The sequence below is a fragment of the Methylobacterium sp. GC_Met_3 genome (assembly GCF_026540775.1).
In the GTDB taxonomy this organism is placed as follows: Bacteria; Pseudomonadota; Alphaproteobacteria; order Rhizobiales; family Beijerinckiaceae; genus Methylobacterium.
The window spans coordinates 40,246-57,418 of record NZ_JALNUL010000010.1; the positions used below are offsets into that span (position 1 = coordinate 40,246).

Genomic DNA, 17,173 nt, shown 5'->3' on the forward strand with positions numbered 1-17,173 from the left:
GGACAAGCAGAAGGGCGGGGGCCGGCTCAATCCGGCCCCCGCCCGAGCTGTCGAAGAGTTACCTGCGCCGCGGCGAACGTCTTAGCGTCCGCGGTCGCGGATCAGGCGTTCGATCTCGGCCTCGCCGTGGGTGCGCGCCTTGGCCTCGGTCGGGTGCTTCCGGTCCGAGCGCTGATGCAGCTTGCCGTGCTTGCGGATGCTCCACTGGTACATGGAGCCGCTGTCGCCGACAGGTTCCACGTCGAGGCTGAAGGGGTAGGTATCTGTCTGGGTCTCGCTCATGGCCTCGATATGGGGCATTCAGCGACGTTTCGCCATGCCCTGGCGTGAAGTCCTTGCGGCGTCAGGCCTCCGGAACGGTCGTGCGCGCCCGCGCGGCCATGGCGACGAGGCTCTTGCGCAGCGCGCCCATGTCGTCGATGCGCTCAGGATAGACCGCCCGGGCGGTACGGTCGCCCGCCATCAGGTCCATTCCCTCGGGATCGAGGCCGGTCAGCCGCCAGGGCAGCCCTTCTTCGGCGCCGCTGCCGGCGGCGTAGAGGGCGAGCGCGTCCGCATGGTCGGCGTTCATGTGCTCGACCGCTCCGCGCTCGCCTGCCACCACGGCCTCGGCCCCGGAGAGGTCGAGGAGCAGCTGGTCGCGGGTCAGCGTCGCGGCCTTGGCGAAGCCGCCGTTGAGGTGGCCGGCCTCCGGATCGAGGGCGAAGAAGCCGAAATCGGGAAAGTCGGCGTAGAGCTTCGCCTTGGGGTGGCGGGCAAGGAACCGCTCCCGCGCCCGCATCTCGCCGGTCTGCTGGGCGCGCCCGACCACGGTGAGCCGGGGATGCGCGAGGGGATCGCCTTTGCCGGTCTGCGCAAACAGCAGCGAGCAGCGCGGGTTCGCGAGCAGGTTGCGGGTATGGGCCGAAAGCCGCGAGAGCAGCATCAGCGGCGTGCCGTCGACATCGGTGGCGATGGTCACCAGGGAGGCGAAGGGCGCGCCGTCCGGATCCAGGGTCGCCAGAGCACCGGAGCGGATGCCGCGCAGGAGGCTCCGGGCGAGCCCGATCGCGTCGAAGGGTGCCTCGTCGGCCGGCAGTGGCCGGGCCGGTCCACGCGGTCCGGGTGCATTTCCACCGGTCTCGCCCATGCCGTTCCTCCCCCACGCGAATTGCCGCCGCACACGCCCGACACGTTAGCGGGGCCGGGGCCGACGCGCGAGGTATTCGGCCCGCGTCAGATCGGCCGTTACGGCCAAGCTATGACCGCCGCTCGCTTTTTCCGATCGGGCGTACTAAAGCACCTGTCCCTTCGCGTGCGCCGGGCTCCGCTGAAATCGCCCGGTTCGCGCTCTTGTCTGCCCCTCGGGGGCCGGGACACGACGCGGCCTGCGCGTAAAGCCAGGACCGCGCCCAAACCCGTTCAGTCAGGGATCGCGCATGCCGACCATCGCCCTCGTCGACGACGACCGGAACATTCTCACCTCGGTCTCGATCGCGCTTGAGACCGAAGGCTACCGCATCCAGACCTACACGGACGGTGCCTCCGCGCTCGACGGCCTGCGCCATTCCCCGCCGGATCTGGCGATCTTCGACATCAAGATGCCGCGCATGGACGGGATGGAGCTTCTCCGACGCCTGCGGCAGAAATCAGACCTTCCCGTGATCTTCCTGACGTCGAAGGACGAGGAGATCGACGAGCTGTTCGGCCTCAAGATGGGCGCCGACGACTTCATCCATAAGCCGTTCTCGCAGCGCTTGCTGGTGGAGCGCGTTAAGGCGGTGCTCCGCCGCTTCGCCAAGGAGGCCCCCGGCGCAACGCCGCGCGGAGCCGAGGAGATCGCGGCCCGCTCGCTCGAGCGCGGCCTGCTGATGATGGATCCCGAGCGCCACACCTGCACGTGGAAGGGCGAGGCGGTGACCCTGACGGTCACGGAGTTCCTGATTCTCCAGGCCCTCGCGCAGCGCCCCGGCGTCGTGAAGAGCCGCAACGCCCTCATGGACGCGGCTTACGACGATCAGGTCTATGTCGATGACCGGACCATCGACAGCCACATCAAGCGCCTGCGCAAGAAGTTCAAGGTGACCGATCAGAGCTTCGATATGATCGAGACGCTCTACGGCGTCGGCTACCGGTTCAAGGAGGCGTGATCTTCAGGATCCGTCGCGTGTCGGCTCGTACACAAACCGAGACCGAGGAGGGCGAGCCCCGCACCTCCCTGGCAAAAGCCCTCTCCCGCCCACTGACCTGGCCCCGTGCCCTCTGGGACGCGATCGGCCAGCGCGCCTCGTCGAGCCTGACGCGCCGCATCGTCGTGCTCAACCTCGTCGGGCTGATCGCGCTGCTGGTCGGGTTCCTGTACCTCAACCAGTTCCGCCAGGGCCTGATCCAGGCGCGGATCCAGAGCCTCGCCATCCAGGGCGAGATCATCGCGGGTGCCATCGCGGCTTCCGCGTCCGTGGATACCGACACGATCCGAATCGACCCCGACAAGCTGCTTCAGCAGCAGGCCGGCGAGGCCGCCGAGGAGGAGTCGCAGCCGCTGGCCTTCTCGCTGAACCCCGAGAAGGTCGCGCCGCTTCTCTCTCGCCTCGTCACGCCGACCGGCAATCGGGCGCGGGTCTACGATCAGGAAGGTGGCCTGCTGTTCGACACCCGGACCCTGTTCAAGCGGGGCGATGCCGGCCGAACGGACTTGTTCGAGCCCCGGCTGCACAAGCCCGGAATGCTCGAATCAGCTTTCCAGACGGTTCAGTCCAAGTTGAGCGGCCTATTCCGCAGCCGGGCCGAGCCGACGGAGGAGACGGGCCCGCAGAACGGGCACTCGCTCCGGGAGGTCCAGGCGGCATTGGGCGGCAATCGCGGCAGCCTCGTGCGTCGCAACAAGGAGGGTGAGACCACCGTGTCGGTGGCCGTACCGATCCACCGGGCTGGATCGGTCCGTGGGGCGCTGCTGATCTCGACGCAGGGCGATGCCATCGACCGAGTGATCGCCTCGGAGCGCTTCGGCCTGCTGCAGGTGTTCCTCGTCGCGTCGGCGGTGATGGTGGTGCTGTCGTTCCTTTTGGCCGGGGCCATCGCGGGCCCGGTGCGCCGTCTCGCCGAGGCGGCCGAGAAGGTGCGGATGGGCATCAAAACCCGCGAGGAGATCCCCGACTTCACCCAGCGAACCGACGAGATCGGCCATCTGTCCGGGGCGCTCCGGGACATGACCCAGGCCCTCTACCGCCGGATCGACGCCATCGAGAGTTTTGCCGCGGATGTCAGCCACGAGTTGAAGAACCCGCTGACCTCGCTGCGCAGCGCGGTCGAGACCCTGCCGCTCGCCCGGAACGACGATTCTCGTGGGCGCCTGATGGCGATCATCCAGCACGACGTGAAGCGCCTCGATCGCCTGATCAGCGACATCGCCGACGCTTCGCGTCTTGATGCCGAACTCGCCCGGGCGGAGGCCCGGCGCGTGGATCTCCGGCGCCTGCTCAGCACCGTCGTGTCAGTTGCCAACGAGCGGCGGAGGCCGAAGGATTGCCTGATCCAGCTCGACGTGGAGGCGACCGCATTCGACAACGAGGCGCCCTTCACGATCATCGGCCACGACAGCCGGCTCGGACAGGTCGTCAACAACCTGCTCGACAATGCGCGCTCGTTCTCGCCCAGCGACGCGAAGGTCCGCGTCGTGTTGCGCCGGGTTCGGAGTGAGATCGAGCTGGTCTGCGAGGATGAGGGGCCGGGCATCCCCGAGCATGCCCTGGAGCGCATCTTCGAGCGCTTCTACACCGACCGCCCCGAGCAGGGTTTCGGCCAGAATTCCGGGCTCGGCCTGTCGATCTCGCGCCAGATCGTGCAGGCCCATCGCGGCACGATCCGCGCCGAGAACCGCCCCGGCGCGCCCGACGAGGACGGCGAGCCCACCGTGCGCGGCGCGCGCTTCATCGTCCGGCTGCCGGCCGCGCCTCGCCAGCTCAACACGTGACGACGACGCTCCACGGCGCCTGCTGCGCGCTCGGCGGCGCAGGCATTCTGATTCGGGGCGAGGCCGGCGCGGGAAAATCGAGTCTGGCCCTGCTGATCGCAGCCGCCGAAGACGGTGCGTTCGTGGCCGATGATCGGGTCGTCTGCGTCGTCGTCGGCGGCCGTATCATCGCCCGCCCGCATCCGATGCTCTCAGGTCGCGTCGAAGTGCGGGGACAGGGGATCCTTTCGGTAGCCGACCTCGGCGTCTCGGCCAGTCCCGAAACAATCCTCGCTCTCATCGTCGATCTGGTCGCCGCTGCGCCGCGCCTGCCGGAGCCGGCCGGTTCGGAGGACCTTCTGAGCGTTCCGCTTCCCCGTCTCGTCCTCGATCGCAGTGTCCGCGCCGCCGGCCTGGCGCCGCTCCTCGTTCGTGCGGCGCTGCGAAAGCGATGCCCGTGACTTCGCAGCCGCACACGTCGCCCGAGTCGCGCAGCGGTGGTGCTGCCCCATGGCGCACGCGCAGCAGCCGTGCCATGATCGCAGGGTTGTCCGGGCAAAAAAGTCGCGTTCGCCTTGTGGGGGGATGTGCGATGCACAACATGGCGGCACACACAGGACGTTGGAACACGTGTCGATGATTGGCATGGTGCTCGTCACTCACGGGCTACTGGCGACCGAATTCAAGGCCGCTCTGGAGCACGTGGTCGGCCCCCAGGATCAGATCGAAACGATCACGATCGGGCCGGAGGACGATATGGAACTGCGGCGGCGGGACATCATGTCCGCGGTCTGCCGCGTGAATACCGGCGAGGGGGTTGTGGTGCTCACCGACATGTTCGGCGGTACGCCCTCCAACCTTGCGCTTTCCTGCATGAATGGCGGGTCGGTGGAGGTGGTGGCGGGCATCAATCTGCCGATGCTGATCAAGCTCGCCAGCGTCCGCGACGAGGAGAATCTCGGCGACGCCGTGCTCCACGCCCAAGAGGCCGGGCGTAAATACATCAACGTCGCCTCCCGCGTGCTCGCCGGGAAATAGGCCCTCAGGCTTCCAGAATCGCCACTTCGCGCATCGGCCGCCGCGATCCCGCGGTGATTCCGATCGAAGCGGCAATCACGAGGCCGATCGCGAGCCACTGCACGAGCGTGATTCGCTCGCCCAGCAGCATCAGCCCGGCGCAGGCCGCGACCGCCGGCTCCAGGCTCATCAGAACGCCAAAGCTTTTCCGGTCGAGGCGGCGCAGAGCGACCATCTCGAGGGAATAGGGCAGGGCGCTCGACATCAGCGCCAAGACGAGCCCGGCGAGCAGCACGCCCGGCGCCAGCAGCGCCGAACCGGCCTCGGCCACGCCGAAGGGCGCGACCACGAGGGCGGCCGTCAGCATGCCCAGCGAGACCGCCTGACCGCCATCGATACGGCCCGCGCGCTGCCCGAACAGGATGTAGAGCGCCCAGGCCGCGGCGGCGCCGAGATCGAGGACGACGCCCACTGGGTCGAGTCCGTCCGTCGTGGCGATCGGCAGAAGCAGCATCAGCCCGAGGACGGCGAGGCCGATCCACAGGAAATCCGACCTGCGGCGCGACGCGATCAGCGCCACCGAGAGCGGCCCGGCGAACTCGATCGCCACCGCCGGTCCGAGCGGAAGACGGGCCAGCGCGAGGTAGAACAGCAGGTTCATCGCCCCCAGTGCCGCGCCGTACAGGGCGATCCATCCGGCCTCGCGCAGCGGCAGGCTCCGACGCCACGGGCGCCAGACCACGACGAGAATCAGCGCCGAGAAGCCGACCCGCAGGGACGACGTGCCGGCCGCGCCGAGCACCGGAAACAGGCTCTTGGCGAAGGTGGCGCCGCATTGAAGCGAGACCATACCGGTCACGAGGGCGGCGACCGAGAGGATGACGGGGGACGGGCGCGCCCGTCCGGCCACGCTCACAAGATGAACCGGCTCAGATCCGCATTGGCTGCCAGATCCGCAACGCGGGACCGTACATAGGCGGCGTCGATCGGCACGGTCTCGCCCGACCGGTCAGTAGCCGTGAAGGAGATCTCGTCGATCACCCGTTCCAGCACCGTCTGAAGCCGCCGGGCGCCGATATTCTCCACCGAGGAATTCACCTCGACGGCGACCTTTGCCAGAGCATCCACTGCGTCGTCCGTGAAGCTGAGGGTAACGCCCTCGGTCTCCATCAGTGCGACGGTCTGCTTGAGCAGGCTCGCCTCCGTGGAGGTCAGGATCTGACGGAAGTCGTCCACCGTCAGCGGTTGCAGCTCGACCCGGATCGGGAGACGGCCCTGCAGTTCCGGCAGGAGATCGGCCGGCTTCGACACGTGGAAGGCGCCCGAGGCGATGAACAGGATGTGGTCGGTCTTCACCGGCCCATGCTTGGTCGCCACCGTGGTGCCTTCGATCAGCGGCAGCAGGTCGCGCTGCACCCCCTCGCGGGAGACGTCGCCGGAGGAGCGGCCTTCGCGGGCGCAGATCTTGTCGATCTCGTCCAGGAAGACGATGCCGTTGTTCTCCACCTCGCGGATCGCTTCGCGGACCAGCGCTTCGTCATCGACCAGCTTGTCGGATTCCTCGGCCGTCAGCGGCGCGAAGGCGTCGCGCACGAGGATCCGCCGCGGCTTGCCGCGCTGGCCGCCGAGCGCCTTTCCGAGCATGTCACCGATGTTGATCGCCCCCATGGACGCGCCAGGCATGCCGGGAATCTCGAACATCGGCATACCCGCAGGCGGGCCCGAGGCCAGTTCCAGCTCCACTTCCTTGTCGTCGAGCTCACTGTCGCGCAGCTTGCGGCGGAAGCTGTCGCGGGTCGCCGCACTGGCCGTGGGGCCGACCAGGGCATCGAGGATCCGGTTCTCGGCGGCTGCCTCGGCCTTGGCCCGCACGCCGTCGCGCTTGGTCTGCCGGGTCAGGCCGATCGCCACCTCAACGAGGTCACGCACGATCTGTTCGACGTCGCGGCCGACATAGCCGACCTCGGTGAACTTCGTGGCCTCGATCTTCAGGAAGGGCGCGTTGGCAAGGCGGGCGAGGCGCCGGGCGATCTCGGTCTTGCCGCAGCCGGTTGGGCCAATCATCAGGATGTTTTTGGGTGCGACCTCCTCGCGGAGCGGCCCGGTGAGCTGCTGGCGGCGCCAGCGGTTGCGCAGCGCAATCGCCACGGCGCGTTTGGCGTCATGCTGCCCGACGATGAAGCGATCGAGTTCGGACACGATCTCGCGCGGAGAGAACGTCGTCACCGCTGTGCCATCCCTGTTGCCGGCCGCATCCCGCGGCCCACGGTCGGGAATGGGGTCCCGCGCGCCCCCGCGCAAGGGGCTGCGTGGGGGCGTAGTGCCGCCTCAGTGCGTCGCGAGCGAGGGCGCCGCATCGGCCTTGTCGTGCGTTCCGAACCGCTCGACCAGCGTCGCGCTGGCTGCGTTCAGTCCCACGACCTCGACCACGCGCCCCCGCGCCCGGGCCTTGAGCACCACACGGTCGAGGGCCGCCACGGCCGAGATGTCCCAGAAATGCGCGCCCGTCACGTCGATGACGAGGCGCTCGACCGGTTCGAGCACGTCGATCGCCTCCGAGAAGGTGCCGGCGGAGGCGAAGAACACCTGCCCGGTGACCTGGTAGATTCGGGTTTTCCGGTCGGGCGACAGCGCGGACGTGACCTGGCTGAGGCGCGAAACCTTCCCGGCAAAGAACACCCCCGACAGGAGCACACCGACTAGTACGCCGATGGCGAGATCCTTGGTGGCAACCACGACCAGGACCGTCGCCAGCATCACCGCCGACGAGGGCAGGGGGTTGGTGCGGAGCTGCGCCAGGGAGCGCCACGAGAACGTGTTGAGCGAGACCATGATCATTACGGCGGTCAGCGCCGCCACCGGCACGACGGCGAGCAGATCCTGAAGCGCCACCAACAGCAGGAGCAGGAAGGCTCCGGCCACCAGGGTCGAGAGCCGGCCCCGCGCGCCCGAGGAGACGTTGATCACCGACTGTCCGATCATCGCGCAGCCGCCCATGCCGCCGAACACGGCCGACGCCATGTTGGCGACGCCCTGACCCATGCATTCGCGATTCTTGTCGCTGCCGGTGTCGGTCATGTCGTCGACGATCTGCGCGGTCAGCAGACTCTCCAGCAGGCCGACGGCGGCAAGCGTCGCCGCGTAGGGCAGGATGATGCGCAGCGTCTCCCAGTTCAGGGGGACGTCCGGCAGCGCGAAGCTCGGCAGCGACGACGGCAGGGCGCCCAGATGCGAGACCGTGCGCACGTCGAGGTGGAACACGGCCGTGACGACGGTCAGGACGGCGATCGCCACCAGGGGTGACGGGATGGCCCGGGTTATCCGCGGGACGCCGTAGATGATTGCGAGCCCCAGTGCGATCAGCCCGTAGGTCGTCGGGGTGACGCCGGTGAGTTCGGGGAGCTGGGCCAGGAAGATCAGGATCGCCAGGGCGTTGACGAACCCGGTCATCACCGATTGCGAGACGAACCGCATCAGCCGGCCGAGCTTCAGCACGCCGGCCAGGATCTGGATGAGACCCATCAGGATGGTTGCGGCGAAGAGGTACTGAACCCCGTGCTCGCGCACGAGCTCGACCATCACGACAGCGGTGGCGGCGGTGGCGGCCGAGATCATCGCAGGGCGTCCGCCCGCGAACGCGATGGTGCAGGCGATGACCACCGAGGCGTAGAGGCCGACCTTGGGATCGACCCCGGCGATCACCGAGAAGCCGATCGCTTCCGGGATGAGGGCGAGGGCGACGACGATGCCCGAGAGGGTGTCGCCGCGAAGATTGGAGAACCACCGGCCGCGAAGGCCGACGGGTCCGGACAAGCTGGGTTGCATGGGATGATCCGCACGAGGCGCACGTCCGCACCAATGGCGGACAAGCTGGCGACTCGGATGCGTGGTCCGGCGGATCGGCGGCCGGAAGAGCCACCCGGGCTTTCACCGGGTCCTTGCGAATGCCGTATCCCTACGGCGCTTCCCGCTGCAACGCAACGTCGCCCCGTGCAGGCCCCCCTCAGCAGCGTAGGCAAGCCAACGCTGCTGAGGTCTTTGGCCGGTTGCCGGTCTGTATCGCAAGACCGGTGGCCGCTTTTGCGAAACCTGCTTAGGCGGCCCGGACCTGCGTGACGAAGCCCGCCACCTCTCCGCCGAGCCCGTTCGAACGCCGGGCGATGTCGGCGGCAGCCTCCAGCACTTGTGCCGCGCTGATGCCGGTCTCGTTCGCCGCGCCGAGCACCAGGGCCATCGTGTCGGTGACCGAGCGGGTGCCGCTCGCCGCTTCGGCGATGCTGCGGGCGATCTCCTGCGTGGCGACCTGCTGCTCCTCGACCGCGGCGGCCACACCGAGGGCGATGCCGTGGACCTGCTCGATCGTGCCGCCGATCTCCTCGATCGCCGCCACCGCCTCGTGTGTCGCGGTGCGCATGGCGGCAATCTGGCCGGCGATCTCCTCGGTCGCCTTGGCGGTCTGCGTCGCCAGATCCTTCACCTCGGTCGCCACCACCGCGAAGCCCCGCCCGGCCTCTCCGGCGCGCGCAGCTTCGATCGTGGCATTCAGAGCCAGCAGATTGGTCTGCCCGGCGATTGTCGAGATCAGCGACACGACCCGCCCGATCCCATCGGCGCTGCGGGCCAGGGCCTGGACGCTGGCCCGTGTGCGCCGGGTCGCCTCGACCGCGCTCTCGGCCGCGCTCGAGGTCTGGGAAACCTGGACGCCGATCTCGCTCGCCGTGGCGGCGAGTTCCTCCGTCGCGGCTGCTACCGCCTCGACGTTGTGCGACGTGGTCTCGGCAGCGCGCGTCACGGCCTGCGACTGGCTGCCTGTCCGCTCGGCATTGCCGGCCATCGTGGCGGCGGCCCGCTCCATCCCGGCGGCCGCCCCGGCGAGGTGACCGACGAGGCCGCCGATGCTGCCCTGGAACCGATCGGCGAGATCGGCCATCTCGCTGCGCTTGCGCGTCGTCGAATCCGCGTCCAGGCGCTGGTGATCCTGGCGCTGCGCCTCAGCCTTCAGCAGCATCTCACTGAGGACCCGCGTGCTCGTCCAGATGGCACCGATCTCGTCGCGGCGGAGCGTTACGGCCGGCAGCGCGTGATCGCCCCGCGACAGGCGCTCGATCGCGTCCGAGACTGCGCGCAGCGGCCGGGCGATCTGCCGCTGTCCGACGAGCAGACCCAGGGCGCCGCAGATCAGCGTGCCGAGCAGCGCGAGGCCCAGAAGGAGGATCGTCCGCGCCTGGAACAGCGCTTGGGTATCGCTCCGGATCGCCGCCATCTCGGCACGTCCCTGGCTGACCAGGGCGTCGATGCTGGCCTGGAAGGCCTTGCGGTTGGCGCGGTTGGTGTCGTTGAAGCCCAACTCGGCGGCGGCGCGCGGGCCGGCCGTCTCTCCGGCGTCCGCAAGGGCGCTCCGCAGCGTGCGGTAAGCCTCGAAGTTTCGGGTCATCGTTTCGAACAGTGGACGCTCGGACTCGGCCAGTTGCGGAGCCCATTCGGTCCGGAGGGCATCCATCTCGCTCAGGCCCTTCCGGATGCCGGCGGCATATTTCGCCGCCTCTGCCCGGTCGGCGGCGGCGTAGACGCCCCGGGAATCCATCGTGACCTCGGCGGCGAGCCGGTTGAAGTTCGCTGCGTTGAGCGCACGGACCGAGGCGTTCTCGACGTTCGATAGGGAGGTCTCGAAGCTTCGCAGCGTCACGACCCCGACGCCCGCGACCACCAGCGTCGTCAGGCTGCAGGCGCCGACGAAGCCTAGAAGTTTCCCGCCGATATTCATAGTGTTCCAACCCTAGAGGCTCGGTTGGATGCAAAATATCGTTGATAGCTCAAGAGGCCGTTAACCGACCGCGGGTGGATGTATCTGTATTCGCACGACCGTGCTGCGCCCCCGCAACGATGGATCGTCGTCGGCCAGAAGTCAGGCGCCGTCGAGCGCCTCCATGACCAGATTGCCGTTGGTATAGACGCAGATCTCAGCAGCGATCGCCATGGCACGGCGCACGATCGCCTCCGCGTCGAGATCCCCATCCTCCAGGGCCCGCGCTGCCGCCAGCGCGTAGTTGCCGCCCGAACCGATGGCCATCACGCCGCTCTCGGGTTCCAAAACGTCGCCCGATCCCGACAGGAGCAGGCTGACGTCGCGGTCGGCAACCAGCATCATGGCTTCGAGCCGGCGCAGATAGCGGTCGGTGCGCCAATCCTTCGTGAGCTCAACGCAGGCGCGGGTCAGCTGTCCCGGATATTGTTCGAGCTTGGCTTCCAGTCGCTCGAACAGGGTGAAGGCGTCGGCCGTGGCGCCCGCGAAGCCGCCGATCACCGCGCCCTTGGCGAGACGCCGGACCTTGCGGGCATTGCCCTTGACGATGGTCTGTCCGAGGCTGACCTGCCCGTCGCCGCCCAGCACCACGCGGCCGCCCTTTCGGACCATCAGGATGGTGGTGGCATGCATCTGGGGCACCGCGCCCCGGTCGTCGTACCTGAATGTGTCCTGGCTCAACGGTCGGCTCCGATCTCGATCGCGTCGAGATGGGGAGATTGGCCGGCCACGTCCAGCCGGAGCGTCACCGCAATCCTGGGATCTTGCCCGGATCTCGCCAGGAACCTGCGGCTCGCTCTACTCGGCGACCGCCTCAGGCATTTGCACCGATCCCGCATCAGACAGGATCGACTGCGCCGCGGCCTCGGCCAGGAGGGCGTAGCCGCCATCGGCCATGTGCAGGCCGTCGGAAGCGAAGAGCTGCTTCGTGGTCAGCTTCCCGTCCTGCACCCAGCCGTGCATCAGGTCGGCGCGCCGGATGACCGGCACGTCCAGCTCGTCCCCGATGCTGCGCACGGCCTCGAGGAAGCGCGACGCACCCGGCGTCGACTCGAGCTTCGGGCACCATTGCGGTTCCATCAGCACCACGTCGATGCCGGCCTCGCGGATCCGGCGGATCGCCGCCACCGTGACGGCGCGAAAATGGGCGACGGACACGCCGCGCAGCGGATCGTTGCTGCCCGTCTGCCAGATGACAAGCTGTGGCTCCGCCTTGATCACGTCGCGGTCCAGGCGCGCCAGCATGTCGTCCACGTGCTCGCCGCCGATGCCGCGGTTGATCACCGCCACGTCGATGCCGTGCAGCTTCTTGCGCAGGTCGGTCTGCAGCCGGGCCGGATAGGCGTTCGCGGGGCTCGACGCGCCGATGCCCTCGGTCGACGACGAACCGAACGCCACGATCTTCAACGGCGCACCGATGGCGATCTGGCGGGCGACATGCGGAAGATCCGGGCTTTCGCGCAGATCGATACCCAGGAGGTCGAGCGATTCGGGCAACAGATCCGCGTAGGCCAGCACCGCCGTCGGGATCACCAGCAGGCCGCAGAGCAGGCCGAGCCGGCGCAGCATACCACGGGCCGACCGGGGGGCGACCTGTGTGTTCGAGGACTGATTTTTCGCGGACTTGAACACTGGACCGACAGCTCCGGCACTCGCGAGCAATGGTTACAGTCTGACACGGGGATTTGAGAAGGGCCGTTCGGCCAACGTTGTTAAACTGAAGTGAATTCGTAACACAAAATTAACGCCCGCGGATCGCCATCCGCCTGAGGTTCGACCGCTTGAACGGTCCGCGGCACGGACGATGCGTGTGTCGGGCTCCGGGTCTCCGAGAGGGCGGCAGAGACCGGGGTTGGGGTCGCTGGGCATGAGGTCCGGACCGACAGCGAATCGCGTTGCGCCGTCCCAGGGTCGACAGCGTGCGCATCGCGATCCTCACCTCTGCCACCGAACCTCGCGGCACTGGGGTTCACGCCCTGGCACTCGGCGAAGCGTTGTGCGCATTAGGCCACGAAGCCGTGGTCCACGCCCCCGATCCGACCGGCCGCGGTTTCTTCCGCGATGCCAGCTGTCCGGTGGTGTCGGTGGCGGCAAAGCCGATCCGCGGCGCCGGGGCCACACTGGTCGGGGCCCGGATCGCCGACTATCTGGCGCATTTCTCGACGCCCGCGGCCTGCGATTTCGATGTCTTCCATGCACAGTGCGGCATCGGCGGCAACGCGCTGACGACGCTGACCCGGCGGCGCCTCATCGCCGGCTTCGCGCGCACGGTCCACCGCACCGAGATGTACTCGGACCCGCAACTGGCCCGATGGCAGGATCGCGCGATCGTCGATGCCGGGCAGCTGTTCTGCCTCAGTCAAATCTGGGCCGCGACGCTTGCGGCCGAGTACGGAACGCGGGCCGAGGTGGTCGGCACCGGCGTCGACGGGACGGTCTTCAGGCTCGATCCGGAGCCCGGCGACGAGAACCTGCGTCGGCGCCTCGGGCTCGGCCGCGGACCGGTGTTCCTGAGCGTCGGCGGTTTCGATCCACGCAAGAACGGCCTCGCAATCATTGAGGCGTTTGCGGCGCTTCACCGACGCGTCCCGAAGGCGCAACTCGTCGTGGTGGGCGCGGCGTCATCACCTGAACCGACGGGTTATGAGGCCTTCTGCTGTGCCGCGCTGGAACGCGCCGGCCTGCAGGTCGGTCCGGGCAAGCCGGTGATTCGCACCGGGCCGGTCGCCCAGGCCGACATGCCTGGGCTTTACCGGCTTTGCACGACGCTGGTCTCTCCGTCCCTGGCCGAGGGGTACGGCCAGACCGTGCTGGAGGCCATGGCCTGCGGCATCCCGGTCATCGTCTCCAAGCGCCCACCCTTCACCGAGTATCTCGCCCCCGGTGAGGCCCTGATGGTCAATCCCGAGGATGTGGAAGCCCTGACGGTGGCGATGCGGGAGAGCCTGACGCCGGCGCGGCGCGCCCGTCTGCGCAATGCCGGCATCGATGCGGCCCGCGTCCATACCTGGGCGGCCTGCGCGGCGCGGCATCTGCCGGCCTATGCGGCGCTCCTGCAGGAACCGGGATTGGCCGTACCGCCGGCCACCGGCGCGGCGGCCTGGAACATCACGCGGGTGCCTACCGATGCCTGAGATGCGCTTCCACATCCGCTGGCCGGACGGATCCCGCGAGGCCTGCTACTCGCCCTCGCTGGTCATCAAGGACCACCTCGCGGTCGGGCAGGACTACCCGGTCGATGAGTTCGTGGGCTTGAGCCGCGTCGCGCTCGGCATCGCCAGCGAGCGCGTTCAGGCCCGCTACGGCTTTCCGTGCGGGCGGGCCCAGGCGCAACTCGCCCGGATCGAGGAGGCTGCCCGCCGCCAGGATTCCGGAACCGTATACGTCGAAGCCTTCGAGGAGTGATCGCCGCGCCTTCGGTGCCTCGCTTCGGGATAAACGCACGCGAACAGGGGTTGTCGGCAGGTCCGAGCCGAATGGCTCACGATCGAGGCAGACGAACGCCATGGTGACCCGGATCGCTGCGGCCCTCATCCTGGCCGCGACGCCCGTCGGAGCGCAGACGCGGCCCTCCAGTACGGCGATGACCTGTCAGCAGACGATCCAGCTGATCCAGGGGCGGGGTGCTCTCGTCCTGGGCACCGGTGGGATGACCTACGACCGGTTCGTACGCGACCGGTCGTTCTGCGAGCCCACCGAAATCGCCAAGCGCGCCTTCCGACCCACCCGCGATAACCCGAACTGCCTGATCGGCTATACCTGCTACGAGCCCGGACCGGGGGACTGGCCCGGCGAAGATTTTTGAGCAGATCCGCGTAGGCGAGCCGCGCGCTACGCGACAGCAACGCTAACGTTGCCGCTGGAGGCGTGATTTTCCTCTCCCGTGCGGGCTACGGCCTAGAGGGAAGTGGATCCGGTTCGGCGAGTTGAGTGAAGCGAGCCCGAGCGCGGGAGAGGGGACCCCTCGCGCCCTGGCATTTCTCCGGTGCCTTCGATCTGTGTAGCCCATATCCCGCAACGCGGGCGGGGAGGGCGCGTGTGAGCCGGCGGCCTCGACCGCTCGACATCCGTATGGAACCGGCCGCTCTCTAACCCCGCATCACGGATCGACAGTCGAGGCCGGGTGCATCATGCCCGGGCCTCGTTGTTGTTCTGTATGCCGCAGCGCAGCATCAAATACGATTGATGTTGCGCCAGCGAAAAAGGCGTCGTGAAGCGATAGATCAAAAAATTTGACGGGCGTATTCCTTCGACTCAACTAAAGTGAAGCGCATCAACGGCGGCAACGAACCGCGGAGGAGGCGCCGAATGGACGTTCACGAGTATCAGGCCAAGGAGCTGCTCGCGAGCTTCGGCGTGGCCGTTCCCAAAGGCGCCATCGCGTTCAGCCCGGATCAGGCCGTCTACGCGGCGACCGAACTCGGTGGCTCGTTCTGGGCCGTCAAGGCGCAGATCCACGCGGGTGCCCGTGGCAAGGCTGGCGGCATCAAGCTGTGCCGGACCTACAACGAGGTCCGCGACGCCGCCAAGGACCTCCTCGGCAAGCGCCTCGTCACGCACCAGACCGGCCCCGAGGGCAAGCCGGTCCAGCGGGTCTATGTCGAGACCGCCGACCCGTTCGAGCGTGAGCTCTATCTCGGCTACGTGCTGGACCGGAAGGCCGAGCGCGTCCGCGTCATCGCCAGCCAACGCGGCGGCATGGATATCGAGGAGATCGCCGCCAACGAGCCGGATTCGCTCATCCAGGTGGTGGTCGAGCCGGCGGTGGGCCTGCAGCAGTTCCAGGCGCGCGAGATCGCCTTTCAGCTCGGGCTCAACATCAAGCAGGTCTCGGCCGCGGTGAAGACGATCATGAACGCCTATCGGGCGTTCCGCGATTGCGACGGCACCATGCTGGAGATCAACCCGCTCGTCGTGACCAAGGACGATCGGGTGCTGGCGCTCGACGCCAAGATGTCGTTCGACGACAACGCCCTGTTCCGCCGGCCGGGCATCGCCGACATGCACGACCCCTCGCAGGGCGATCCCCGCGAGGCCCAAGCCGCCGAGCACAACCTCAGCTACATCGGCCTCGACGGCGAGATCGGCTGCATCGTCAACGGCGCCGGGCTGGCCATGGCCACCATGGACATGATCAAGCACGCAGGCGGCGAGCCGGCGAACTTTTTGGATGTCGGTGGCGGTGCTTCGCCTGAGCGGGTTGCGACGGCCTTCCGGCTGGTCCTCTCGGACCGCAACGTGAAGGCGATCCTCGTCAACATCTTCGCCGGCATCAACCGCTGCGACTGGGTCGCCGAGGGTGTGGTTCAGGCCGCCCGCGAGGTGAAGATCGACGTGCCGCTGGTGGTCCGGCTCGCCGGCACGAACGTGGAGGCCGGCAAGAAGATCCTGGCCGAGAGCGGCCTCGATCTGATCACCGCCGACACTCTCGCGGAAGCGGCCAAGAAGGCGGTCGACGCCTGCGCTTCCGCCAAGACCAAGCACTGAGGGGAGACCGCGCCATGAGCATCCTCATCGACGAGACCACCCCGATCATCGTCCAGGGCATCACCGGCGACAAGGGTACGTTCCACGCCAAGGAAATGCTGGATTACGGCACCAACGTCGTCGGCGGCGTCACCCCGGGTAAGGGCGGGCGCACCCATCTGGGCCTGCCGGTGTTCAACACCGTCAAGGAAGCCGTGGCGGCGACCGGCGCCACGACCTCGATCACCTTCGTGGCACCGCCGTTCGCGGCCGACGCCATCATGGAGGCGGCCGATGCCGGCCTGCGGCTGGTCTGCTCGATCACCGACGGCATCCCCGCCCAGGACATGATGCGGGTGAAGCGCTACCTGTACCGCTATCCCAAGGAAAAGCGGACCATGGTGGTCGGCCCGAACTGCGCGGGCATCATCTCCCCCGGCAAGGCGATGCTCGGCATCATGCCCGGTCACATCTACCTGCCAGGCAATGTCGGGGTGATCTCCCGCTCGGGGACGCTGGGCTACGAGGCAGCCTCCCAGCTGAAGGAACTCGGCCTCGGGATCTCGACCTCGGTGGGCATCGGCGGCGACCCCATCAACGGCTCGTCCTTCCTCGACCACCTCGCTTTGTTCGAGACCGACCCGGATACCGATGCGGTGCTGATGATCGGCGAGATCGGCGGCCCGCAGGAGGCCGAGGCTTCGGCCTGGATCCGCGAGAACATGTCGAAGCCGGTGATCGGGTTCGTGGCCGGGCTGACCGCGCCGAAGGGCCGGCGCATGGGCCACGCCGGCGCGATCATCTCGGCGGCCGGCGACAGCGCTGCCGAGAAGGCCGACATCATGCGCTCGTATGGTCTGACGGTGGCGCCGGATCCGGGTTCGTTCGGGCAAACGGTCGCCGACGTGCTCGCCCGAGCAGCGTAGATCCTTCCCTCCCCTCTGCGGGGAGGGACC

Annotated in this window: 17 protein-coding genes and 1 other annotated feature; of the genes, 9 read left to right on the forward strand and 8 right to left on the reverse strand. The window is 68.1% G+C overall.

Annotation, left to right across the window (positions count from 1 at the left end; all coding sequences use genetic code 11):
* Positions 1-81 precede the first annotated feature (81 nt).
* Positions 82-300, reverse strand: a complete 219-nt coding sequence (locus tag OXS27_RS14635) for a hypothetical protein (protein ID WP_243922793.1) — start codon at positions 298-300, stop codon at positions 82-84.
* A 43-nt stretch (positions 301-343) separates the two neighbouring features.
* Positions 344-1,129: a pyridoxamine 5'-phosphate oxidase family protein gene (locus tag OXS27_RS14640; RefSeq protein ID WP_243922791.1), complete on the reverse strand. Its 786-nt coding sequence runs from the start codon at positions 1,127-1,129 to the stop codon at positions 344-346.
* 289 nt (positions 1,130-1,418) lie between these two features.
* Between OXS27_RS14640 and OXS27_RS14645 the strand changes: the two genes are divergently transcribed.
* From OXS27_RS14645 to OXS27_RS14660, 4 genes are all read left to right on the forward strand, one after another.
* A complete protein-coding gene (locus OXS27_RS14645; protein ID WP_243922789.1) occupies positions 1,419-2,129 on the forward strand; it encodes a response regulator transcription factor in 711 nt (236 codons plus the stop codon).
* A gap of 17 nt (positions 2,130-2,146) precedes the next feature.
* Positions 2,147-3,952: a sensor histidine kinase gene (locus OXS27_RS14650; RefSeq protein WP_243922787.1), complete on the forward strand. Its 1,806-nt coding sequence runs from the start codon at positions 2,147-2,149 to the stop codon at positions 3,950-3,952.
* Entirely contained in the window at positions 3,949-4,392 is a 444-nt protein-coding gene (locus OXS27_RS14655; RefSeq protein WP_267356932.1) for an aldolase, read from the forward strand. Before OXS27_RS14650 ends, OXS27_RS14655 begins: the two co-directional genes overlap by 4 nt.
* Positions 4,393-4,567: 175 nt before the next feature.
* A complete protein-coding gene (locus OXS27_RS14660) occupies positions 4,568-4,969 on the forward strand; it encodes a PTS sugar transporter subunit IIA (protein ID WP_091714599.1) in 402 nt (133 codons plus the stop codon).
* Between the two features lie 4 nt (positions 4,970-4,973).
* Here the strand turns inward: OXS27_RS14660 and OXS27_RS14665 are convergent, their stop codons facing one another.
* From OXS27_RS14665 to OXS27_RS14690, 6 genes are all read right to left on the reverse strand, one after another.
* Positions 4,974-5,798 carry a DMT family transporter gene (locus OXS27_RS14665; protein WP_267357134.1) on the reverse strand — a complete coding sequence of 275 codons (825 nt, stop codon included), beginning with the start codon at positions 5,796-5,798 and terminating at the stop codon, positions 4,974-4,976.
* Between the two features lie 62 nt (positions 5,799-5,860).
* Positions 5,861-7,174, reverse strand: coding sequence for an ATP-dependent protease ATPase subunit HslU (gene hslU, locus OXS27_RS14670; RefSeq protein ID WP_267356934.1), 1,314 nt, complete (start codon positions 7,172-7,174; stop codon positions 5,861-5,863).
* Positions 7,175-7,276: 102 nt separating this feature from the next.
* Positions 7,277-8,773, reverse strand: coding sequence for a SulP family inorganic anion transporter (locus OXS27_RS14675; protein ID WP_267356936.1), 1,497 nt, complete (start codon positions 8,771-8,773; stop codon positions 7,277-7,279).
* A 60-nt stretch (positions 8,774-8,833) separates the two neighbouring features.
* Positions 8,834-8,889, reverse strand: a sequence feature (sul1 is cis-regulatory element that is thought to sense ions involved in sulfur or methionine metabolism; They are found in Alphaproteobacteria).
* A 152-nt stretch (positions 8,890-9,041) separates the two neighbouring features.
* On the reverse strand, positions 9,042-10,712 hold the full coding sequence (locus tag OXS27_RS14680) for a methyl-accepting chemotaxis protein (protein WP_267356938.1): 1,671 nt from the start codon (positions 10,710-10,712) through the stop codon (positions 9,042-9,044).
* A gap of 141 nt (positions 10,713-10,853) precedes the next feature.
* Positions 10,854-11,384: an ATP-dependent protease subunit HslV gene (gene hslV / locus OXS27_RS14685; RefSeq protein WP_243922869.1), complete on the reverse strand. Its 531-nt coding sequence runs from the start codon at positions 11,382-11,384 to the stop codon at positions 10,854-10,856.
* 165 nt (positions 11,385-11,549) lie between these two features.
* Positions 11,550-12,320 carry a GDSL-type esterase/lipase family protein gene (locus OXS27_RS14690; RefSeq protein ID WP_267356940.1) on the reverse strand — a complete coding sequence of 257 codons (771 nt, stop codon included), beginning with the start codon at positions 12,318-12,320 and terminating at the stop codon, positions 11,550-11,552.
* A gap of 350 nt (positions 12,321-12,670) precedes the next feature.
* Here OXS27_RS14690 and OXS27_RS14695 point away from each other — a divergent pair, with 350 nt between their 5' ends.
* From OXS27_RS14695 to sucD, 5 genes are all read left to right on the forward strand, one after another.
* Positions 12,671-13,885 carry an MSMEG_0565 family glycosyltransferase gene (locus tag OXS27_RS14695; RefSeq protein ID WP_267356942.1) on the forward strand — a complete coding sequence of 405 codons (1,215 nt, stop codon included), beginning with the start codon at positions 12,671-12,673 and terminating at the stop codon, positions 13,883-13,885.
* Complete coding sequence (locus OXS27_RS14700) at positions 13,878-14,156, forward strand: MSMEG_0570 family nitrogen starvation response protein (RefSeq protein ID WP_243922772.1); 279 nt, start codon at positions 13,878-13,880, stop codon at positions 14,154-14,156. Before OXS27_RS14695 ends, OXS27_RS14700 begins: the two co-directional genes overlap by 8 nt.
* A gap of 100 nt (positions 14,157-14,256) precedes the next feature.
* Positions 14,257-14,556, forward strand: a complete 300-nt coding sequence (locus OXS27_RS14705) for a hypothetical protein (protein WP_267356944.1) — start codon at positions 14,257-14,259, stop codon at positions 14,554-14,556.
* Between the two features lie 503 nt (positions 14,557-15,059).
* Positions 15,060-16,238 carry a malate--CoA ligase subunit beta gene (locus tag OXS27_RS14710; RefSeq protein ID WP_243922768.1) on the forward strand — a complete coding sequence of 393 codons (1,179 nt, stop codon included), beginning with the start codon at positions 15,060-15,062 and terminating at the stop codon, positions 16,236-16,238.
* Positions 16,239-16,252: 14 nt separating this feature from the next.
* Positions 16,253-17,143 (forward strand): succinate--CoA ligase subunit alpha, encoded by an 891-nt coding sequence (gene sucD / locus OXS27_RS14715; RefSeq protein WP_243922766.1) that lies wholly within the window; start codon positions 16,253-16,255, stop codon positions 17,141-17,143.
* Positions 17,144-17,173 lie beyond the last annotated feature (30 nt).